This window comes from Pokkaliibacter sp. CJK22405, assembly GCF_046614695.1.
GTDB lineage: Bacteria > Pseudomonadota > Gammaproteobacteria > Pseudomonadales > Balneatricaceae > Pokkaliibacter.
The window spans coordinates 1-20854 of sequence record NZ_JBKKHQ010000001.1 but is presented as its reverse complement, the minus strand read 5'-3'; the positions used below and the strand labels follow the sequence as shown (position 1 = coordinate 20854).

The window sequence follows — 20854 nt, the reverse complement described above, 5'->3', positions numbered from 1 at the left end:
ATTACAACAAGACTCCTACACCCGAACGCTTTGCTTACAAAGAGATTCGTTACGCAAGATAACAAACATTGCACTTCAAAATTTTACATTCAGAAATAATCAATGGTTAAACAATTGATTTACATAACCCAATAAAAAGATTGACAGAGTTTAAATAGCCATTTTTCTGGTTACATAAGCCTTTTTGGCGCTTTTTCGCGGTCACCCATGCAACAAACGTCGTATGACCACCACACAGAACAACATCGGATGCGGATGCCGGTTGTATTGGTGAGTATGAGTAACACCGGGAGATTACCCATGCTGAATGGCAACTGCACCGTGGGCGCGCGCATGAAAAGGCATGCCCACGGCTGGTTGATGGCTATACGCGACAGCTACATTATTTTGCTACCCCTGACCTTGTTCGGCGCAGCCGCTGAACTCTTTCAGCACTTTCCATGGCCTGGCTACACCACCCTTATGGCCTGGGCATTTGGCGAGCAATGGATGGCGCCCTTACAGGCGATGGTTCAGGCAACACAGGGCATTTATGGGTTGGTGATTGCCGTTTTGGTGGCGATTCATCTGACTTTACGCCTGCCTGTGAATGACTCAGGCGACAACCTTCCGCCCATGCTGGTTGGCATGTCGGCGATGGTTAACTTCGTCATGTGCATTCTCGCGGTCTCCGGCACCAGCCTTAAATTCGGCCACAGCAGCGTGCTGGTCGGCATTCTCATCGGCGGGCTGTCGACAGAGTTGTTGCGCCTCGCCGTCAAGATTCGCTGGGTGAATAAAGCACCTTATGAGAGCGACATCATCGTTTACCACACGCTCAGACTCACTCCAGCCATTTTGCTGATCGGGGCGCTGCTGGTTGGCGCCAGCCTGCTGGTGAAGCAGATTCATTTTTCTGAACAGCCGATTGCGGACTTAATCGACACCTTTCAGCACTCAGGCGCCGGATTCTGGCTCAACACTCTTCTGGCCTCGGTGATCAACCAGGTCGTGTGGTTTGTTGGGGTGCATGGCGGCCACTTGATTGACAGTTTTTTCCCGCAGATTTTCGGCAGCCCGGAAGCGGGCCTCGCCTCCCGAACGTTAATCACTTCCATGGTTTTGATTGGCGGTAGTGGCGCAACGCTGGGTTTAATACTGGCCATTTTTATCGCCACTCAGGAAGGTCAGCAATACAAGGTCGCTCGTCTGAGCCTGATACCCTCTCTGTTTAACATCAACGAAGTTATCCTTTTTGGCCTCCCGGTAATCTGGTCTCCGCTCTACCTGATCCCCTTCCTGCTTATTCCTCAACTGCTGACGATTCTGGCGCTTTCAGCCGTCAGCAGCGGTTTTATCAGCCTGCATAACCTTGATATTCCCTGGTCTACGCCTCCGATCATTTCAGGCCTGCTGATCACCGAATCCTGGCGCGGCGCCTTCCTGCAGGTCATCGCCATTGGCATCAGCGCACTGGTGTATTTGCCTTTTGTGCGCAAAGCGGAAGCGATCCGCCGTGATCAGCATCAGCAGCTGATGAGCAAGGCCACCCACCTGATTCTGACGGGTGGACGTGAGCGCAAGCCAGTGATTCGCCGCCATGACCAGATTGGCGTGCTGGCTCGCGGGCTACTGCGTGATTTGTGCGAGGCCATGAACAAGAGCCAGCTCACCCTTGCCTATCAGCCAAAGCATGATATTCAGGGTCAGGTAGTCGGCATGGAAGCGCTACTGCGCTGGGAACACAGCCGACATGGGGCCATATCGCCAGCGCTGGCCGTCGCTCTGGCCGAAGACAGCGGCGATATTCGCCCGCTAGGCCTATGGGTGCTGCGAGAAGCCTGTGCCTGCAAGGCCCGCATGAACCGCAAGAACCGCCAGTTTAAAAAGCTCAGCCTTTCCATTAACGTCTCACCGCTACAGCTGACCGATCCTGAACTGCCCGCCACCCTGCTTCGCAGCCTCGAACGTTACGATCTTCGTCCCGAGGAAATTGAGCTTGAGATTACGGAATCCAGCGCCCTGCCAGAAACGCCTGAAGCGGATGATGCGTTAGCCAAGCTGGCCGCCAGCGGCGTATTGATCTCCCTGGATGATTTCGGCATGGGATATGCCTCGCTGATGCACCTGCGCCGCTTCCGCGTAGGCACCATCAAGATTGACGGCTCTCTCACCCGTGACGTACTCAAGAATGAAACCAACGCTGACATCATTCGCTCCATCACCACGCTTGGTCATAGTCGCCAAGTGGATGTGGTTGCCGAGTTTGTGGAAACCTCGGACCAGCGCGAGGCACTGATTCGTTTGGGCTGTACGCTGTTTCAGGGCTACTTCCATAGCCGCCCGCTGTATGAAAACGATTTTATGAGTTATTGCGAAGGCTGCTGGGCAACGCAGGAAATGGAAATGCCTCGTCCGGCCAAGCCCAAACTACAGATTATTGCGGGTATTTGAGCCAGGTACTGCCCTGACAAACAGGCTCTGCAATGGGGTTAACGAAAAAAGCGCGATCCGGATTTTCAGGGTCGCGCTTTTTTTATGATAAGTACTTGATGAGGGTTAACACTTAGCGATGAATGGCCTGCGCCTGATAAGCCTTGACGCTTTGTGCCAACTGATCCAGATCGCGGTCAGCGATGCCGCTCTGATGTAATCCTTCGCAGGTATGGAAGAGATATTCTGCACAACTCCCCAAGGCACCACCTGCATAGGCAATACGGTACAGTAATTCTTCTTCAGTTAAATCACCGGCATATTGCTCATGCCCATGGTCCATGGTGAAGGCCAGCCCATAACCCCGCGCCTCACCGGTCAGGGATAGCATCGGCAGCCAGCGAGGGATATAAGCGCCGGAAACCATCTCACGTCGCCAGAGTAATTCCAACTCACGCCAGACATTCGCCTCTTCAAGCTGATAAGCCACACCCGAGCAGCTACCACCTTCATCCAACGCCAGCACCAGACCCGGTTGCTCCGGGCTGCCGCGCCCGGCAGTCACACTCAGACAAAAGGAACGATGCCAGCCATGAATGCGCACAGGTTGGGAGTCAATGTGATGAATCGTCGGGTTCCAGATCAGTGATCCATAGCCAAAAACCCAGGTCTCACCTGCAGGCTTTTGCGCAAGCGCCTCACGCAAAGATGCATGTCGCTCCTCTTCCGTCAGAATCCGGTGAGTGGGTGAGTCACGGGCAATCATGGCCTCTACCCCACCGCTTTCCATCAGCAGGCGGCTCAGGACATGGGAGTTCTTTTGTTCACTCATGGCAGATCAGCTGTCCGGGCAAATAAGTTATACGACGCACCGCTACGTTTCGATGAACCCCGAAAGACGCCAGACTCACCCAAGCACGTCACTTTTATGACTTTCCATTCATTGGCTCATCGATTCGGTCGGGACGTGGTCAGGGCTCAACGCAGGTCACCAGCCACCTTCGCAAACAAAGACTGATATCTCAAGGAAGAATCAGCTCTTTACCCATCGGCAAAAGCCGAAGCTTACGCAACAATCGAGACACAAAACGGCTTTTTGTCTTCGTTTCGCACCCATAAGCCGGTAAAATCGCTCCCTTAGGCGAAATTGGCTTAAGCAAAGGATCGCTGCCCGCTCATGAATACGCACTTCGAAACAAGCCTGAGCTGGTTTGATCAGGCACTGATAAACCTGCTCCACCTCAACCCTGCCGCCCTGCCCGGCTACTGGCCCTGGGTACAGGCGCTGACCATTCTGGTACTGGCCCTGACGTTCTATGGTCTGATCAAGGGACTGGCGATTCGTTATGCACGCAGCCTGATCATTCGCAGTGAATGGCGCTTTGGCAGCTATCTGATCAAGAACAACCTGCTCACCCGCGTTCTGCGTTTCCTGCTGGTCATCATGACCTTCGAAGCCCTGCATCATATTGACAGCAGCTCGCTCCGACCTGCACTGCAGGAACTGGGCAAGTTCGCCATTCTTTTCTGCGCCGTCCATCTGATTTACAGCCTGCTCAATGCCAGCTTTGATGTGATGCAGCATCAGGGCATTACCAAGAAACTGCCCATCAAATCCCTGATCCAGCTGGTCAAGCTCATTACCGTGCTGATCAGCATCATCATTATTATCAGCATCCTGCTCGGCAAATCGCCCATGTACCTGCTAAGCGGTATTGGTGCTCTTTCCGCCGTATTGCTGCTGGTTTTCAAGGATTCCCTGCTGGGACTCGTCGCCGGGATTCAGCTCACAGCCCACAAAATGGTAGAGCTGGGTGACTGGATCGAGATTGATGGCGCAGACGGTGAAGTGATCGACATCACTCTGCAGACGGTCAAAATCCGTAATTGGGACAACACCATTTCCACGGTGCCGGCCTACCAGCTCATTAGTCAGAGCATGAAGAACTGGACTCCGATGTCCCTTAAAGGGCGGCGCATCAAACGCGCGGTGTATATCGATATCGACAGCGTACGCTTTATTTCCGAAGCCGAGATGACGCCTTATACCCAGTCGCCACTGCTTGGTACCTACATGCATGGAAAGATCTCTGAACTGGCCGCCATGCCACCATCCGCCCTCGGCATTGATAGCCGAAGGCTGACCAACGTCGGCACCTTTCGGGCTTATATCCTGCGCTATCTGCAGCAGCACCCTGAGATTTCATCCAGTCAGACCATCATGGTGCGTCAGCTGGAAAGTACCGCTCGCGGGCTTCCGCTTGAGTTGTATTGCTTCACCAGCAATACCGCCTGGGAGCATTATGAGAGCGTTCAGGCAGATATTTTTGACCACCTGATCGCGGTCATGCCTGAGTTCAATCTAAAGCCCGCTAACCTGATGTGGCCTGCTCTGGAGAAAGGTTGAAGTTGCTTTGATTGAGGTGTCAGGACTCCTGGCACCTCAGTTTCCACTCTCCCGGTTGATCTTCCTGTCACTTGCCACCACAACCAGCCTCACATCATTAACTGTCTCAGCAAGGATGATCACGGATGAGCAAACACCTCCCGGCCTACGCTGGCTGGACTCTGTTGGTATTTATCACAGCGGCATTGGGGGCCTGGGCCTCGGTGGATGCCAGAAGTTTCTATGCAAGCCTCAACCAACCTTCCTGGGCGCCGCCGGGCGGCGTCTTTGGCCCGGTCTGGACGCTGCTTTACATCATGATGGCCGTCGCGGTTTGCAGGATCTGGCGACAACGGCATGCATCCGAGACAAGCTCAGTCGCACTCTCCCTCTTTGTCATCCAGCTTGTTCTCAACGGCCTCTGGTCATGGCTGTTCTTTGCCTGGCATCTGGGCCTTGCTGCCTTTGTTGATGTGATTGTGCTCTGGGTATTTATTTTTCTGACTCTGCGAAGCTTCCAGCGCACGGATAAACTCGCTGCCTGGTTACTGCTGCCCTATCTGGTATGGGTCGCCTTTGCCACGGCACTCACCTTTGCCGTCTGGCAGGCGAACCCGGGCATTTTGTAAGGTTCACACCCTTGCTGCCGGGAGTACTGATATTCCCGGCACTTCCGGATTATGACCACCTCAGTCAGCAGCAAGCCTGCCATCCCATGGATATAAAATAGATTTATTCAAATCTTGATCCGCCTAAACAGCTTAAATCCGGAGTTTTCAGAAATTTTTCTACGCTATAAACCCTGCTACTCCCACCCTTTCCAATCGTTTATCTCAATGACCCTACGACCAAAGGATGAGATTAATTCACTCTACTGCTGAGCCAGATGACAGGTTGATGAAAGGTTGCCTCCGTAGACTCTGCTTCATCGGTTAATCCGATCCTGATGCTTTTCTAAGATCACAAAAATAAGGAAACGCGCATGTCCATTTTGTCATTTGCATCCCTCCGTCGCCCCCTGATTGCCGTTGCTCTGGCTGGTGTTGCCAGTGTGAGCTATGCCCAAGGAGGCAAGCCTGAATGTCTGGCTCCAGCAAAACCTGGCGGTGGTTATGACCTGACCTGTCGTCTTGCCTCCAACGGTCTGGAAAAAACCGGTCTGCTGGATACCCCCATGCTGGTCAACTACATGCCCGGTGGTATCGGCGCAGTTGCCTTTAACCACATCAACGGTGTGCGAAGCGGCGATCCTGATCTGCTGGTAGCAGCCAGTACCGGTGCAGCACTGAACCTGGCGCTGGGTAAATTTGGCCGTCAGTACGATGCCAGCAATGTTCGCTGGGTTGGCGCTCTGGGCGTTGACTACGGTGCGGTTGTGGTAAGTGCTGATGCTCCCTGGAAAAACCTTGATGAGCTGATGAAAGCACTGCAAGCGAACCCCAGCAGCGTCGTCATTGGTGCCGGTGGTACCGTGGGTAGCCAGGACTGGATGAAAGCCGCGCTGATGGCCAAATCGGCAGGCGTTGATCCTCGCAAACTGCGCTACGTTTCCTTTGAAGGTGGTGGTGAGTCTCTGGCGGCACTGCTGGGTGGACACATTCAGGTGTTTACCGGTGATCTTTCTGAGCTGAAGCCTCAGCTTGATAGCGGCAAGATCCGTGTTCTGGCATCCCTGTCTGAGGAACGCATGGATGGCCCCTACGCGCAGATCCCTACCGCTAAAGAGCAGGGTTATGACGTTGAATGGCCAATCTGGCGCGGTTACTACATGGGCCCTAAAGTCAGCGATGCCGACTACAACACCTGGGTTGAGCGCCTGAAAGAACTGGATGGCAAGCCTGAGTTTGCTGAACTGCGTGAAGCACGCGGCCTGTTCCCCATGCACAAATTTGGTAGCGACTTCGATAGCTACGTGAAAAAACAGGTCGAGGACTTCCGTGCTCTGGCCAAAGAAGTAGGACTGGTTAAATGAGTTATGCCGCCGACCGAGTGCTAAGTCTTTTGCTGCTCGGTCTGGCGGCGTTTATCGCCGTCCAGGCCCACCAGCTTGATGTACCTTTCAGCTATGATCCGGTGGGTCCCAAGGCCTTCCCCATGCTGCTGGCAGGAATTCTTGCCTTTCTCTCTGTCATCCTGTTTTTCCGCCCTGGTCCAGGCCAATCCTGGCCAACAGGTGCACTATTGCTTCGTCTGGTGAGTGTGCTGGTGTTGCTAGGTTTGTATGCCTGGTTCTTTACCAGTGCCGGTTATCTCATCACTACCGCGGTCACCGTTGCAGTACTGGCCTGGCTGTTTGAAGCAGGCACCGTAAAAGCACTGATCACCGGCCCGCTGATGTCTATCGGCTCCTATCTGCTATTCACCTACGCCCTTGGCATCACCCTGCCCTGGGGTGACTGGCTAACTTCAGTCGCCTGATTTCGGAGCACAAATTATGTGGGATTTTCTTTTCCATGGTTTTGCCATTGCCATCACTCCGCTGAATATCGGCCTGGTGATGGTTGGCGCACTGCTGGGCACCCTGTTTGGCGCCCTGCCCGGTATTGGCCCGATTAACGGTATCGCCATTCTGATGCCTCTGGCCTATACCCTTGGCTTACCGGCGGAGTCTGCCCTGATTCTGCTGGCTGGTATTTATTGCGGCTCCGAATACGGCGGTCGTATGTCCAGTATTCTTCTGAATGTGCCAGGCGATGCCGGTGCGGTCATGACGACACTGGATGGTTTCCCTCTGGCACAGAAGGGCTTGGCTGGTCCGGCACTTGGGATGTCAGCTATTGCCTCTTTCGTTGGCGCAACGCTGGCGATTATCGGCCTGACACTGTTCGCCCCTCTGCTGGCAATCGTTGCGGTAAAATTCGGTCCGTCGGAATTCTTCGCACTGATGGTGTTCGCCTTTGCCTCCATGTCCGCCATGATGGGCAAAGACCCGCTAAAAACCCTGATCGGTGCCGTGCTCGGTATTATTCTGGCAACCGTGGGTGTGGACTCGGGTACCGGCGTGCTGCGCTTCACCTTCGATATGCCTGAACTCTATGACGGTATCGACTTCGTGGTACTGATCATCGGCATGTTTGCGATCAGCGAAATTCTGCTGATGCTGGAGCATAACTTCCATAAGTCTGCTGAATCCCAGATGGCCCCGATTGGCCGTGTTATGGTCAGCATGAAAGAAGTCATGAGCTGCAAATGGACCATGCTTCGTTCCGGTGTTATCGGCTTTATCATCGGCGTACTGCCCGGCACCGGCGCCTCAGTTGCCAGCGCAGTGGCATACACCACGGAAAAACGCATCTCTGACAAGAACAACACTTTCGGCACCGGCGACATGCGTGGTCTGGCAGCTCCTGAAGCCGCCAACAATGCTTCTGCCGCAGGCTCGTTCGTGCCTATGCTGACGCTGGGTATTCCTGGCTCCGGCACCACCGCCATCCTGCTGGGCGCATTGATGCTGTATAACATCCAGCCCGGCCCCATGATGTTCAGCGAACAGCCTGTCATTGTCGGTGGCCTGATTGCATCCTTGTATATCGGCAACGTCGTCCTACTGGCACTAAACCTGCCTCTGGCAGGCTTCTTCGCCCGTGTATTGACCGTACCTCGTTGGGTGCTGGTTCCCGGTGTGGCTATTTTGTCCTTTGTCGGTGTTTTCCAGCTGCACTCTGACCTGCACGCCATCTACCTGATGCTGGTGATCGGTATCTTTGGCTATGTGCTGCGCAAGTTTGGCTTCTCGCTGGCGCCGATCATCCTGGGCTTTGTGCTTGGCGGCCTTATGGAGCAGAACCTGCGCCGCGCGCTGGCCATCAGCGGTGGAGATGTGCAAATTCTGTGGGAATCTGCCCTGTCTATCGGCCTCTGGATCGCTGCGGTTCTGGTGATGGTCGCTCCCTGGGCACTTGGTAAAATGAGTGCCAGCAAAGCGCAGCCTCAGATCACTGACGACGAATAAGTCTTACTGACTGCAAACACAATGGCCGGGATATTCCCGGCCATTTTTATTGATAGCATCAGTTCACAAGAGAGTATGTATGAAGGCTAATCTTTCATCTGCTCCCGCCAGCGCTTAAGAAAGGCTGCGCGTCGCAGTGGGTCAACAAAGGCCAGCAGGCTTGCATCCAGCGGAATCGGGTAGAGGTGATCTCCCACCTCATCCCGCAAGCGCTGTGCTGTATAGGGCCCGATCACATCCGAGCGCAGGCTAAAGAGCGGCGTATCCCCCGCCATCACACTCTGCCCCGCTTTGCTTAGCAGGAAATTCACAAAACGTTTGCCCGCCACAGGGTGCTGCGCATCGCGATGCACCAATGCCGTTCGCATCATTACCAGCGAATAGTCATTCGGCACCTGAACAATCACTTCAGGGTGATGCTGCGCCCAGACCATCGCGTAGGAACCCAGCACGTTATAGGCCAGCCAGTAGCGTCCTGCGCTTAAGCCCTCCAACATCGCTTTTGAGCTGGTGGCTTCGCGCACATAGGCGTGGCCCATGGCAGAAACCAGATCCCACATTTTTGGGGTATAGCGCGCATCCTGCTGAGCCAGCACATCACCGATGCCACTACTCTGGGGCGAATAAGTCACAACGCGTCCGCGGAGCACTTCCTGATGTTCTCGCAGCAGCGTCAGCATGTCCTGATGGGTCATCGGCGGTTTCATCGCTGCTGCCAAGTCCAGCCGATACGCCATCACAATGGGCTCGAAGGTAAAGCCGAAGACTTCCTCCCGCCATTTTGCCCAGGCAGGCCACTGGCGCGTTTCTTCGGTGTCGATGGGCTGCGCCAGACCATCATTACTGAGTGCCAGTTGCCATGGCATGGCAGAGCTGATGACGACATCGGGTGCGGGCCGTGCCGTTCGTGCCAGCGTGTCTGCCATCAACGTCGAGCGGTCCCGGTAATCCATTTGGATATCCGGATTACTGGCTAGAAATGCATCCAGTACCGGCTGAAAAACATCCTGATCCAGCGCGCCTTCAACGATCAGCGGCTGCGCCTGCACGCTCAGGCCTGCAAAACTCGTTACAATCCCTACCGATAACAGGCTGCGTTTGAGCCAGCGCCGGGGAAGCTTTAGCGTGGGCAGTTTTAGCGAGGGTAGCTTCATGGGAGCTCCACCCTGACAAAGCGTAACCGGACTTTTAATCCCTGGGGGTCAAGGCTGGTCAGAAGGAGTTCAGCATGATGACGCTCAGCAATCGAGGAAACGATCGCCAGACCCAGACCAGAGCCTTCAGTATCCTGCCGCCCGCCTCTGGCAAAGGGAACCAGCCATTGCTGCGGATCAGGCTCGGTGCAAGGGCCGTTGTCTTCCACCCACAGTTCGGGAATCCCGTCCACAACGGCTAGCCCTACCGTAATGAGTGTGCCGGAAGGTGTATAGCGAAGTGCGTTATCAATCAGGTTACTGAGCAGTTCATGCAGGGACCAGGCTTCTGCCTCAAACCAGAGATCCTCCTCCGGTAGCTCAACGCCGAGGTCATGACCCCTCGCCTGCTGCCGGTCAGCCCATTCCAAAACGGTATCGCGTACCAGCGCAGAGAGATTGATCCGCACCCAATCCTCTGCCGTCAACTGATGGCGAAGTCTGGCAAGATTGAGTAGCTGGGAGGCCAGTCGTGAAGTACGGCCCGAAGCCTGACAGATAGTATTCAACGCCTCCCGCCAGCGTTCAGGATCCTGACTGGAAAGCGCCAGTTCACTGGTGTTCTGCAACCCGGCCAACGGCGTTCGTAGCTGGTGAGATGCATCGGCGATAAAACGCAGCAAGGCATCACGGTGCTGATCCTGCCGCTCCAGAAGATGATTGAGCGTATCCGTCAGCTCCCGTAGCTCTGAGGGTACATCCACGTGCAGTGCAGAATGCTCTTCAAACTCCCGTTTTCTGAGAGCATGACGCAAACGCCGGATCGGCATCAGCCAGGCGCGCATCACAAACACCAGAATCAGTCCCGTGATCAGCATGGTCATCCCCAAACGAGTGAGCGTACCTTCGATCAGCGTTTGGGCCAGCGCATCACGCCCACGCGTGGTGTGAGCCACCCAGACCGTCACGGGTTCCTGTGTTTCCCAACCGGCGGAATTAACCTCACGACCATGAAGCCGAATGGATACGCCTTTGTAGTGGGCATTGGTAAATACGGGTTCGTGACTGACATCTCGCTTGAGTTGATCCGTCAGTGGCAGGAAGGCATTGGAGGTAATCACTTCGCCATGAGCCCCAATCAGCTGATAAAACACGCGCTCCTGCCAGTGCGTTGCCAATACCTGCAGTGCTGACGCGGGTACTTCGATCATGGGCCGGCCATCCGGCCACTGAATCGCCTCGGCGATGGTCAGGCTCGCTGCTTCGAGCTGACCATCGAGAGCCTGATCCGCCGAACGCTTGGCACTCGTCCACGCCTCGACCAGCAGCAAACCGCCGAGACACAGCATGATGACACACCACCACAAGGCGAGATTGCGCTTGAGTGACTGCGCCACCTAGGACTGAACCTCTTCCAGACGATAGCCCAAACCACGCAAGGTGCGAATTTCCACACCACTGTCCTGTAAGCGCTTACGCAGGCGGCTGATGTACACCTCCAGCGCGTTGGCGCCCACCGCCTCAAAGCCAAAGAGTCGTTGTTCCAGGGCTTCGCGCGGGACAATTTTGCCCGCATTCAGCATCAGGCCTTCCAGCAGATTCAGCTCACGCCGGGGAAGGTCCACCGGCATGGCATCAACCGATACCGTTGCTGAAGCGACATCGACCTCAAGCCTGCCCAGCCGCATGATGTTATCCAGGCGTTGCTGGCTGCGGCGCAGTAAAGCCCTGACCCGCGCTTCAAGCTCAATCAGAGAGAAAGGTTTGGTGAGATAGTCATCCGCGCCCAGATCCAGCCCACGCACCCGGTCATCCAGACTGTCACGGGCAGTCAGCATCAACACCGGGGTGGTGTCATGGCGCTGACGCAACAGGCGGACAATCTGGCTGCCATCACCATCAGGAAGACCAAGATCCAGCAGCACCAGATCATAACGGGACAATGTCAGGCCGTGAGCAGCATCCTGCACACGTGAAAAATGATCGACAACATGACCTTGCTGGCGCAGGGCATTGCCCACACTTTCGGCCAGCAGCGCATCATCTTCGACAAGGAGTAAGTGCATAGGTTTTAGGGGATTCAGGAGAAACTGCTTTGGTCGACTCTCCTTGTGCGACCACCTGCCGGCCAGTGTCTCTTGTCCTCCGGCAGGGGTCAATCCAGAGAAGGATCAATCAGAAAAGACTTCCACCAGAATCAGCTCAGAATCTTCCAGCGCTTTAAAGCGCAGCGAGCCTTCATCCGCAATAGCCACGCCATCACGCGCCGATGCCACCACCGCATGGTTAATCTCGACAGCGCCGGTTGCAGGTACCAGATAGGCTTTTCTGCCGGGCGGCAATTGATAATCAAGGGTGCCATCGGCTTCGAGGGTCGCCGCCAGGAGGCGCCCCTGAGTGCGAATCGGCAAGGCATCTTCATCCTCGGAAAAACCACTGGCTAATACTTTAAAGCCACCACTACGGTCAGCTTTAGGGAAAGGTTTGGTGCCCCAGGATGGCGCCAGCCCTTTGCTCTCCGGGATAATCCAGATCTGAAAAATCCGCGTTAGCTCATCCTCCAGGTTGTATTCGGAATGGGTAATACCTGTGCCTGCACTCATTACCTGCACATCACCGGCGACGGTGCGACCTTTGTTGCCCAAACTGTCCTGATGGCTGATCGCCCCTTCGCGAACATAGGTGATAATTTCCATGTCCTGATGAGGATGGGGAGGAAAACCGGATTTTGGAGCAATCTCATCATCATTCCAGACACGAAGACCACCCCAATTCATGCGCTGGGGGTCATAGTACCCGGCAAAGGAAAAATGATGCCTGGCATTAAGCCAGCCGTGGTTGGCTCCACCCAAGGTGGCAAAGGGTCTGACTTCGATCATGGCCTGTCCTCATTCGGCATACAGCAAAAGCGCCGCTCAGAAAATTCACTGAGCTAATGATTACCCGAAGCCAGTACCAGCAAAAGTGCAAATATCCGCACCCTTTGTTCAGTATTTTAGAACGCCTGCATTTCCTCAGGCATCCTTCTGGGTAGAGAACATACTAATCCCGTCCTGCTCTGCATCCACCTGAACCGCATTCTCACGTGCCAAAGTCACCAGACGCTGCATGGTCGGGCTGTTAGGCTGATCGGATATGACCAGACAGCCACTTTGCGGATCCTGTACCAGATAGACATTCTCCGCATCGAATTTACATTCATCAGGCAAAATCAGCGTTTGACGTGATCCCTGAGTAACCAGCTGAACAACGAATTCCTGTGTCATGAGCCGACTCCTTCTTCCCGTGGTAATGTCATAGTCCCGTTTGTTCTTGCTCATACCCTGAGCAGCATCTGCTCTCAGGCTATGTATTGCTTATGGGGGATTAGGGGAATTTCCAATCTGCAGAGCTAACAAACCTGACGAATTTTCTGGCAGTGCTAGACTGTCGCCATCGCAAAAAACGCCTCTGGCTCAGCATCACCGATGCTTTGTATTCATCAGGAAAGACCATGACTCATCCCGCTTCCTCCATGCATCCCAGCGTACTGACCGAACGACTTCAGCAGAATATGCCGCTCATCATCGATGGTGCGCTGGCAACGGAGCTTGAAGCCCGTGGCCTGGATTTAAATGACGCTCTCTGGTCGGCGCGGGTGTTGATGGAGAACCCTGACGTGATCAGGCAGGTGCATCGTGATTATTTTGAAGCGGGAGCCCAGATTACAATTACCGCCAGCTATCAGGCCACCTTTGAAGGCTTTGCCCAACGCGGCATCTCCCATGAGCAGGCTGCTAAGCTGATGCAGCGCTCGGTTACTCTGGCTATCGAGGCTCGGGATGAGTATTGGCAAAGTCTTACTAACGAGCAGCGGGCACAACAGGTCAGCCCGCTCGTTGCGGCGTCTGTAGGCCCTTACGGTGCAATGCTGGCCGACGGCTCGGAGTATCGTGGGCATTACGGTGTTAGCGAACGTGAGCTTATGAACTTTCACCGCCCACGCATGCAGGTACTTGCGGCCTCTGGCGCCGATCTTCTGGCGTGTGAAACCATTCCCTGTCTGACCGAAGCGCTGGCGCTGGCTAAGTTGATGGATGAGCTCAGTGTGGTCGGCTGGATCAGCTTTAGCTGCAAAGACAACCAGCATACCTGTGAAGGTGACACATTGGCTGAATGCATTCAGGCTCTTGCGGATTTCTCCAGCGTAGTCGCCGTAGGTGTCAATTGCACAGCACCTGAATATGTCGCCCCACTCCTGAACTCACTTTCCGATCTTAGTTGCAAGCTGCTGCTGGCGTACCCCAACTCGGGCGAAAGCTATGACGCGACGCATAAGTGTTGGCATGGCGATGCCACTCCCGCCGACTTTTTACATAGCGCACAAGCATGGCAAGCCGCTGGAGCTCAGTTGATTGGTGGATGCTGCCGGACAACTCCGGCAGATATCCGTGAGATAGCCAATTATTGGAAGGGACAGCCTGAATCGCAGTAATTCAGGCTGTCGGCTCAGTCAGGATAGTTAACTCGCCAGCGCTTCTGGGTCTGTTCATACGCCTGACGCAGCAAGGCCTTATCGGTTTCAGCGGTCATCCCATGGCCGCCTCGCTCCATCGCAAGCTCGGCATGAAAACGAATGGGTTCTTTATAACTGTCAAAGCCCATTTCACAGAGCCCCTGCAACACCCGCTGCAGACGAAGGCCAACCTCAATAAACGCCGCACCATCACGCGCGATCGGATTAAAGGCATCCATGAAGAAGTCATTGATATCAATTGCCGGAACATAAATACGGTCATAGCACACGTCCAGCTGATCACGGCTTTCACGCACCGTTCGAGCCCAACACTCCAACATACGCAGCTGAGCGCCCAACACCTTGATCGCCGTTCCCGGATCATTTACCGCTGGTGATAGCGCCCGAATCGCGATCTCCTGCGCCACCACAAAGCCCAGCCGCGGGTCCTGACTGTAGGTTCTCGCATCGCCGACGATAACGGCAGAAGCAACCGTTTCACGCTGTGCAGGCGAAAGATCCCCTGAAAAACGGAACAACGGTTCATAGTGCGAGACCAAATGCCCTGGCAGGGTCAGAAGATAAATTTTAGCGCCCGCGTCTTCCGCGACCTCTTGCAGGCGCTTCATATCGACATGCTGCAAAAAGCCGGAATCAGGTGCATTCATGGTAAAGGCAGGCAACGCCATATCAGGCGTTAGACGCTGGCCACCCAGTTCAGGCGCCAGAGCCCGTGCAGATAAAGATTCACGGCCGGTCTGCTCAACCAGATCAATAGTTTCACCCACGCGCCCCAGATGGGAGATTTGCTCAATCCAACGCAGCAAGGTCACGGTGATTACCACAATCACAACAATGGTCACGATAAAGAGCACAAAACGGCTGCCCTCTTCGTACATCGGTGTGCTTAGTGCCACGATACCCACGATGCTGTAGAGGAAGGCACCGATAAAGGTCGCCAGCGCACTTTGCACATTGGAGTTCTGAATCAGCAGTTTGGTCGCTCTTGGCGTGGTCGCACTGGAAGCGGTAGCAAAGGCAGACACAACAGTGGTCAGGGAGAAAGTCGTCACCGCCAGCATACTGGAGGCAAGAATATTCAGGATGCCGTCAATGGAGTCCGCACCGACAGCAGAGGCCCAGTCTTTGGGAATCCAGGAGTTGGCCACGGGGCTAACTAGCACAGTAAAGATCGCAAGGAGGCAGTAGAGACTGGAGCGAAACCACATGCGCCTTACCATAAGACGCAGATAGAAGAACCAGCGAGAGGCAGTTACGTCCCTGAGGGTCATAATGAGAAATCCCTGAATATCCAAGGTGTTGGCACCGTTTATAACAGCCACCTGCACCACAAAAGGCTTATTCAGGGATATGGGTACAACTCAGAAAGATTCACAGTGGAGAAGCCATAAAATCTGCGGGTACAACCGCGGGTATCAGGCATCTTTGCGGTATCAGTTGGCCACGATACCATCTTTCACAGCGCGTAAGGCCAATTCGGCATGATTGCGCACCTCAAGCTTGCGCATCAGGTTGGCACGATGGGTATGTACCGTTTTGACACTGAGGTGGAAAGTTTCTGCGATCTCCGCGACGCTGTTGCCCTTGGCCAAGGATTCATAAATCTGCAGCTCACGACGCGTCAGCTCCCCTGCGGGTTCAATCGCCTGGCGGTTGCGCTGAGCTTCCAGCATGGTGCGGATATTCGTGGCGTAATACTCCTTACCCTGCCCTACAGAATCCACGGCCTCCAACAATTCTTCCGGCGCACAGCGCTTGGTCAGATAACCAAGCGCACCAGCCTCGATGGCTTTTTGCGGGAAAGGCTCGCTCTCGTGCACCGTCAGCACCAGAATTCGTGCGCTGTCATCGTGGCTCCGAATTCGGCGCACACCTTCAAGGCCGCCTAACCCCGGCATCGACATATCCATTACCACGACATCGGGCTGGATCTTGCCATACTTCTCCAGCGCCTCTTCGGCACTTCGCGCCTCAGCGACAATCTGACAACGGCCGGACGCTTCCAGTAATCGGGAGAAACCGGCTCTGACCACATCATGGTCATCCACTAACATTACTCGCACGCTTGTCACTCTGTTGACCTCCAACAGGCCCGGCATCACACCGGGCACTGGTCAGAAATTAGAGGCTAAACGCCTCAAAGCCTGCATCCTGCAAGGTTTTTAGTCCCTGCTCATGAGTTACCACCGCAGCGCTGGCAAGCTCAGGCTTGAGATAGGTTTCAGCGACACGGCGCAGATCATCAACGGTCGTTTCCAGTACGCGCTGACGATAGAGCGTACGCTGCTCATAGGTACGACCATGAAGCTCGTTATGGAACGTCTGCATCGCCTCACCGGCAGGTGATCCGGGTTTATCCAGACCACTGACCACCCCGAGAATAGCCTCTTCAAGTTTATCGGCTTCGATAGGCTGGTTCAGAATCCACTCCACTGAGCGGTCAAAGTCAGCCAGCGTCTGCACATTTCGAGGATCGCGGTAGGAATAGAAGCGGAACACACCATTGGCCGCATCATGACCTGCGCCACCGCCATAAGCACCACCCTGCTCACGAATTGCCTTGTGCAGGAAGCCGTTACGCAGGTATTCACCCAGCACTGTCAGCACAGGACCATCAGCATGACCAGAGGGCACCGTTGCATAGGCCTTGGCACAGAAGTTCACCTGAGTATTAACCTTCCAGGCCTGCAGGCGCGGCAGATCTTTCAGGGCGCCCGGCGTCCAGTTGTCAGAACTTACATGGCCTGAATGACCCCAGCGCTCATTCAGCGCCTGCACATGTTTATCCATGTGCTCGCCTTCAGCCACCAGCAACATCTGGCGCCCCTGGGCCTTGAAGAGTCCGTGAATATCCTCGAAGGTTTTCTGTACCTGACCAATTTTGTCATTGGAAGCCAGGTCTTTATCCAACGCCTGAATAAAGCGAATGGCTTCCAGACCAGAATTGTAATGCCCTAAACGTGCACCGGGACAGAACACAGCGGAGGCTGCCAGCATTGCCAGCGCGTGGCCACTGCCAGTCACGCTTTGGCGCTTGCGGGCACTGCGTTGAGCAATCAGCTCACGTATACGTTTGTGCTCATCAAAACGAACATCCTCAAAGGTTTCGAGCATGAGGTTGTCCATCTTCTCATGATTACGCGCCAACGATTTGGCAGTCATCACAAGATAGGCACTCAGCTGACCGGGATCATCAATTTTGGCACGCATGGAATTGAAGAGAGTCAGCCCGCCACTGACCCGGGCCTGCAGAGCCTGACGGGCAAGATAATCTTCTTTACCGACGCCAAGCTCAGAGACGCTGGAAATGAAATAAGGCAGTAGCTGGAGCTGCTCCTGAGTCAGTGCAGGCATCGGCATAATCGCCTGCTGATAGACCAGACCATTGGTCCCCTGTTCGTAGGTAGTGACTTTTACCGGCACATCTACATGACTGCCTACGACTCTCAGGGTTTCCTTCGGAACATCATCCAGCGTCACTTTGGGAAGAATGCTGGCATCGTCCACGCTGTCCTGACGCTCCTGCAAAGCCTTGGCCTGCTTCACCAGTTCGCTCTTTTCTTCCTCTGTCAGCGCTGCCTGAATCCTGGCCAAAGTCGCCTTTTCTGCTGCTTCTTTACGACCAGAGAGTTCACTGTCCGGACGAAGGGTCAGACGCAAGCGATGCGGATTATCCAGCAGTAGCGTCTGAATCAGCTCAGGAATAAAACGCGGATTCTCAGTATCTTTGCGCAACTGCGCGAGTGCATCTTCGATATCCAGAAGCGCAATGGCATCACCACGGTGAATAGCACTGGAAAGAATACTAAGACCGAGCTGTAGTCCGTAAGGGTAACCATCTCCACCGATTTCACGCTGCGACATTTCCAGCTGATGAAGTGCAGAGTCCACCTGATCCTGATCGACACCATCCTTGACGATATTCTCAAGGGTCTCAAGCACCGCCTTTTCAAAGGCTTCCGCTTTCTCAGGCTCGCTACCTTCCAGACCGCACATGAAACTCATTTCACGGTTGGAATCTTCCAGACCACAAAGTGGTGATGGCGACTGACCGATGCCACAGGTTTCCAGCATATGGCGCAGTGGAGAACCACTGTGATCAAGCAGCACGCGCCCCATCAGGTTGGCTTTCATGACCTCATAGAGATCAATGCTTGAACCCAGCAGCCAGGCCAGTACGTGATGAGTTTGCTTGCTCAGGTCTTCCTCGTTACAGGCGTAAGCCTCCTCCACACGCACCGGTGCAAAGAAGCGCTTCTCATCCTTCACTTCAAGCTTGTCTTCAAGGCGCTCAAAGTGACTGAGGGCCTGCTCATGGATTTTTTTCTGGTGATCCTCGACCGGCAAATTACCAAAGGTCATGAACACCGCATTCGTTGGATGATAGTGGCGTTTATAAAATGCCAGCAGATCTTCATAAGTCAGATCAGGAATGGACTCCGGATCACCACCGCTATTGAAGTGATAGGTTTGCGTCGGGAACAGGTGCTTTGTCAGCGTCTGCCAGAGCACGCTGGTCGCTGAGCTCATCGCCCCTTTCATTTCGTTAAACACAACACCTTTGTATTGCAGCTCCGACTCGGGATTATCCCCTTCAGCGAACTCCAAGCGGTGACCTTCCTGCTTGAAATCCAGCTCATCAAGACGCGAAAAGAACGTGGCATCCAGATAAACATCCAGCAGGTTATTAAAGTCTTTAGGGTTCTGACTGGCGAAGGGATAAGCCGTCCAGTCACTACTGGTGAACGCATTCATAAAGGTGTTCAGGGAACGACGCGTCATCATGAAAAACGGATCACGCACAGGGTAACGTTTGCTGCCACACAGGGCAGTGTGTTCGAGAATGTGGGCTACGCCAGAGGAGTCCATGGGCATCGTTCTGAATGCCACCAGAAAAACGTTTTCTTCGTTGTCGGACTCGATGTGATAGTGCATCGCTCCTGTCTGCTGATGCTGAAACTCAGCGACAGTGATGTTCAGGGATGCAATGGGGACAGACCGTAACAGGGTAAAACTTGTGTGGGACTTCATCATGCTCTACTGATTCAGGCGACTTTGCCCCAGCATAACCCCAGTGTTCTTCGTTGGCTATGCATTCTCAGAGATCGAAAAGCACATATATAAGCTACTCCTAATAATTTACCGGCCCGGATTGACCTCTTTGAAAATGTCACAGGCATTGGCGCGATTGGCACAACACCGAAGCCAGATCAATTTCTCCAGTGAATATTTTGACTAAATAATGACCTCGGCATAACATCAACTTCACCATTGTGCATTGCACAAATAAGCCCTATAACTATGTCATCGCACTATATTAAGTGCATGATTAAAGCTGAGCCTTGCCGTACTAACGGCATCTTTTGCAAGTGCGAAGCGTCAGGTAGCTGTAACTCTTCCTTAGTACTTTCAACAAGTAACGGGAGACCCGGACGAACAAGCCCTTCAGCCTCAGCGCAAGCCGACTATCCTCGAAGGAGTTACGCCATGTACGAAGCATACCTAACTGATCTGAGCAAAGTCTTCGCCCCCATGACGGAAGCCATGGAAATCAACAAGAAGGCTTTTGAGAAACTCTCCAGCACACAGAGTGCTTACCTGACTGACGTCAGTAGCAAGGTGATGAAACAGTCCCAGGCGCTGATGGACACCAAGGATCTGAAAAACATCGTGGATATGCAGATGTCTTTCGCCAAGGAGCTGGAAAGTCGTTTCCTGAATACCTTCGAAGAAAGCATGTCCACCATGAATGAAGCTCGCGAAAGCTACAGTGAACTTCTGGAAAAACATATGTCAGAGATGTCTGAACAAGCGCCTTTCTTTGACATGAGCAAGTTTGTGGATCTTAGCCAGTACACGATGGATAAGGCCAAGGCAGCAGCCAAGTCATCGGCACGTACTGCCAGCAAAACAGTTAAGGCAGCTGCAGACGCGGCCTAATTAAATGCTTGAAAAAAGGGGCCGGTTGGCCACTGCTGTCCCATAGTTTTTGATCATAAAGGGATCCTCATTTGAGGATCCCTTTTTTGTGGCTCTGGTGGAGTGGGATTAAGCAGCGCCCAAAGGGGGATACGCTCGAACAAGCTCACCTGAAGTGTTCGCATGATGCGTTGCACACTCCAGCCTTGCCGAGCGCTGTGGCGAGCAAATGAGAGCAGCAGATAGCAAATCATGGCGATCCAGATCTGCGTTAGCACAGCATTCTTACTATGACCTAAAAATGCCTTGATCTTCAGATTCTGCTTGAGTGCTTTGAAGAAGAGTTCCACCTGCCAACGATCCTTATAAATCGCCGCAATCGTCGTTGCGGCCAGCGTGAAGTTGTTGGTGACAAAACGGAAGTGCTTACCACTTTGTGGGCAGTGATACCCCACTAAGCGAAGCTTAGGCGCCCCCTGTTTTTGCGCGTGCTGACTGCTCAACGCAATGACTTGATCGTACTCAACCGACGTCTC

18 protein-coding genes are annotated in these 20854 nt (G+C 54.0%); 8 read left to right on the top strand and 10 right to left on the bottom strand.

Annotation, left to right across the window (positions count from 1 at the left end; translation table 11 throughout):
* Positions 1-300 precede the first annotated feature (300 nt).
* Positions 301-2433 carry a PTS sugar transporter subunit IIC/EAL domain-containing protein gene (locus tag ACKC9G_RS00090; RefSeq protein WP_411402682.1) on the top strand — a complete coding sequence of 711 codons (2133 nt, stop codon included), beginning with the start codon at positions 301-303 and terminating at the stop codon, positions 2431-2433.
* 112 nt (positions 2434-2545) lie between these two features.
* Here the strand turns inward: ACKC9G_RS00090 and ACKC9G_RS00085 are convergent, their stop codons facing one another.
* On the bottom strand, positions 2546-3244 hold the full coding sequence (locus tag ACKC9G_RS00085; protein WP_411402680.1) for a gamma-glutamylcyclotransferase: 699 nt from the start codon (positions 3242-3244) through the stop codon (positions 2546-2548).
* A 345-nt stretch (positions 3245-3589) separates the two neighbouring features.
* Between ACKC9G_RS00085 and ACKC9G_RS00080 the strand changes: the two genes are divergently transcribed.
* The 5 genes from ACKC9G_RS00080 (at position 3590) to ACKC9G_RS00060 (ending at position 8750) form a co-directional block, all read left to right on the top strand.
* On the top strand, positions 3590-4819 hold the full coding sequence (locus ACKC9G_RS00080; RefSeq protein WP_411402678.1) for a mechanosensitive ion channel family protein: 1230 nt from the start codon (positions 3590-3592) through the stop codon (positions 4817-4819).
* 125 nt (positions 4820-4944) lie between these two features.
* A complete protein-coding gene (locus tag ACKC9G_RS00075; RefSeq protein WP_411402676.1) occupies positions 4945-5427 on the top strand; it encodes a TspO/MBR family protein in 483 nt (160 codons plus the stop codon).
* A 353-nt stretch (positions 5428-5780) separates the two neighbouring features.
* Positions 5781-6770 (top strand): Bug family tripartite tricarboxylate transporter substrate binding protein, encoded by a 990-nt coding sequence (locus ACKC9G_RS00070; RefSeq protein ID WP_411402674.1) that lies wholly within the window; start codon positions 5781-5783, stop codon positions 6768-6770.
* On the top strand, positions 6767-7216 hold the full coding sequence (locus tag ACKC9G_RS00065) for a tripartite tricarboxylate transporter TctB family protein (protein WP_411402672.1): 450 nt from the start codon (positions 6767-6769) through the stop codon (positions 7214-7216). The genes ACKC9G_RS00070 and ACKC9G_RS00065 overlap by 4 nt, the downstream gene beginning before the upstream one ends.
* A gap of 16 nt (positions 7217-7232) precedes the next feature.
* A complete protein-coding gene (locus tag ACKC9G_RS00060; protein ID WP_411402670.1) occupies positions 7233-8750 on the top strand; it encodes a tripartite tricarboxylate transporter permease in 1518 nt (505 codons plus the stop codon).
* Positions 8751-8836: 86 nt separating this feature from the next.
* Here the strand turns inward: ACKC9G_RS00060 and ACKC9G_RS00055 are convergent, their stop codons facing one another.
* The 5 genes from ACKC9G_RS00055 to ACKC9G_RS00035 all read right to left on the bottom strand — a co-directional run bounded on the left by ACKC9G_RS00055 (position 8837) and on the right by ACKC9G_RS00035 (position 13149).
* Positions 8837-9904, bottom strand: a complete 1068-nt coding sequence (locus ACKC9G_RS00055) for an ABC transporter substrate-binding protein (RefSeq protein ID WP_411402668.1) — start codon at positions 9902-9904, stop codon at positions 8837-8839.
* Positions 9901-11280 (bottom strand): sensor histidine kinase, encoded by a 1380-nt coding sequence (locus ACKC9G_RS00050; RefSeq protein WP_411402666.1) that lies wholly within the window; start codon positions 11278-11280, stop codon positions 9901-9903. Before ACKC9G_RS00050 ends, ACKC9G_RS00055 begins: the two co-directional genes overlap by 4 nt.
* Complete coding sequence (locus ACKC9G_RS00045) at positions 11281-11949, bottom strand: response regulator (protein WP_411402664.1); 669 nt, start codon at positions 11947-11949, stop codon at positions 11281-11283. It lies immediately after the preceding gene.
* Between the two features lie 105 nt (positions 11950-12054).
* Entirely contained in the window at positions 12055-12762 is a 708-nt protein-coding gene (locus tag ACKC9G_RS00040; RefSeq protein ID WP_411402663.1) for a pirin family protein, read from the bottom strand.
* 135 nt (positions 12763-12897) lie between these two features.
* Positions 12898-13149, bottom strand: a complete 252-nt coding sequence (locus tag ACKC9G_RS00035) for a hypothetical protein (protein WP_411402662.1) — start codon at positions 13147-13149, stop codon at positions 12898-12900.
* Positions 13150-13376: 227 nt separating this feature from the next.
* Between ACKC9G_RS00035 and mmuM the strand changes: the two genes are divergently transcribed.
* Complete coding sequence (gene mmuM / locus ACKC9G_RS00030; RefSeq protein WP_411402661.1) at positions 13377-14357, top strand: homocysteine S-methyltransferase; 981 nt, start codon at positions 13377-13379, stop codon at positions 14355-14357.
* Positions 14358-14371: 14 nt separating this feature from the next.
* On the opposite strand, the gene ACKC9G_RS00025 is transcribed toward mmuM, so the two are convergent.
* The 3 genes from ACKC9G_RS00025 to ACKC9G_RS00015 all read right to left on the bottom strand — a co-directional run bounded on the left by ACKC9G_RS00025 (position 14372) and on the right by ACKC9G_RS00015 (position 19433).
* A complete protein-coding gene (locus ACKC9G_RS00025) occupies positions 14372-15670 on the bottom strand; it encodes a DUF2254 domain-containing protein (protein ID WP_411402660.1) in 1299 nt (432 codons plus the stop codon).
* Between the two features lie 162 nt (positions 15671-15832).
* Positions 15833-16453, bottom strand: coding sequence for a response regulator (locus ACKC9G_RS00020; protein ID WP_411403295.1), 621 nt, complete (start codon positions 16451-16453; stop codon positions 15833-15835).
* A gap of 67 nt (positions 16454-16520) precedes the next feature.
* Entirely contained in the window at positions 16521-19433 is a 2913-nt protein-coding gene (locus ACKC9G_RS00015; protein WP_411402659.1) for an insulinase family protein, read from the bottom strand.
* A gap of 453 nt (positions 19434-19886) precedes the next feature.
* Between ACKC9G_RS00015 and ACKC9G_RS00010 the strand changes: the two genes are divergently transcribed.
* Positions 19887-20339 (top strand): phasin family protein, encoded by a 453-nt coding sequence (locus ACKC9G_RS00010; protein ID WP_411402657.1) that lies wholly within the window; start codon positions 19887-19889, stop codon positions 20337-20339.
* Positions 20340-20392: 53 nt separating this feature from the next.
* Here ACKC9G_RS00010 and ACKC9G_RS00005 read toward each other — a convergent pair.
* On the bottom strand, positions 20393-20854 hold a 462-nt coding region (locus ACKC9G_RS00005; RefSeq protein WP_411402655.1), incomplete at its 5' end, for a transposase.

What these genes read in the sequence shown, in the direction of transcription:
- ACKC9G_RS00090 (WP_411402682.1), top strand. Translation starts at nt 301, where the DNA reads ATGCTGAATGGCAACTGCACCGTGGGCGCGCGCATGAAAAGGCATGCC.
- ACKC9G_RS00085 (WP_411402680.1), bottom strand. Translation starts at nt 3,244, where the DNA reads ATGAGTGAACAAAAGAACTCCCATGTCCTGAGCCGCCTGCTGATGGAA.
- ACKC9G_RS00080 (WP_411402678.1), top strand. Translation starts at nt 3,590, where the DNA reads ATGAATACGCACTTCGAAACAAGCCTGAGCTGGTTTGATCAGGCACTG.
- ACKC9G_RS00075 (WP_411402676.1), top strand. Translation starts at nt 4,945, where the DNA reads ATGAGCAAACACCTCCCGGCCTACGCTGGCTGGACTCTGTTGGTATTT.
- ACKC9G_RS00070 (WP_411402674.1), top strand. Translation starts at nt 5,781, where the DNA reads ATGTCCATTTTGTCATTTGCATCCCTCCGTCGCCCCCTGATTGCCGTT.
- ACKC9G_RS00065 (WP_411402672.1), top strand. Translation starts at nt 6,767, where the DNA reads ATGAGTTATGCCGCCGACCGAGTGCTAAGTCTTTTGCTGCTCGGTCTG.
- ACKC9G_RS00060 (WP_411402670.1), top strand. Translation starts at nt 7,233, where the DNA reads ATGTGGGATTTTCTTTTCCATGGTTTTGCCATTGCCATCACTCCGCTG.
- ACKC9G_RS00055 (WP_411402668.1), bottom strand. Translation starts at nt 9,904, where the DNA reads ATGAAGCTACCCTCGCTAAAACTGCCCACGCTAAAGCTTCCCCGGCGC.
- ACKC9G_RS00045 (WP_411402664.1), bottom strand. Translation starts at nt 11,949, where the DNA reads ATGCACTTACTCCTTGTCGAAGATGATGCGCTGCTGGCCGAAAGTGTG.
- ACKC9G_RS00040 (WP_411402663.1), bottom strand. Translation starts at nt 12,762, where the DNA reads ATGATCGAAGTCAGACCCTTTGCCACCTTGGGTGGAGCCAACCACGGC.
- ACKC9G_RS00035 (WP_411402662.1), bottom strand. Translation starts at nt 13,149, where the DNA reads ATGACACAGGAATTCGTTGTTCAGCTGGTTACTCAGGGATCACGTCAA.
- mmuM (WP_411402661.1), top strand. Translation starts at nt 13,377, where the DNA reads ATGACTCATCCCGCTTCCTCCATGCATCCCAGCGTACTGACCGAACGA.
- ACKC9G_RS00025 (WP_411402660.1), bottom strand. Translation starts at nt 15,670, where the DNA reads ATGACCCTCAGGGACGTAACTGCCTCTCGCTGGTTCTTCTATCTGCGT.
- ACKC9G_RS00020 (WP_411403295.1), bottom strand. Translation starts at nt 16,453, where the DNA reads ATGTTAGTGGATGACCATGATGTGGTCAGAGCCGGTTTCTCCCGATTA.
- ACKC9G_RS00015 (WP_411402659.1), bottom strand. Translation starts at nt 19,433, where the DNA reads ATGATGAAGTCCCACACAAGTTTTACCCTGTTACGGTCTGTCCCCATT.
- ACKC9G_RS00010 (WP_411402657.1), top strand. Translation starts at nt 19,887, where the DNA reads ATGTACGAAGCATACCTAACTGATCTGAGCAAAGTCTTCGCCCCCATG.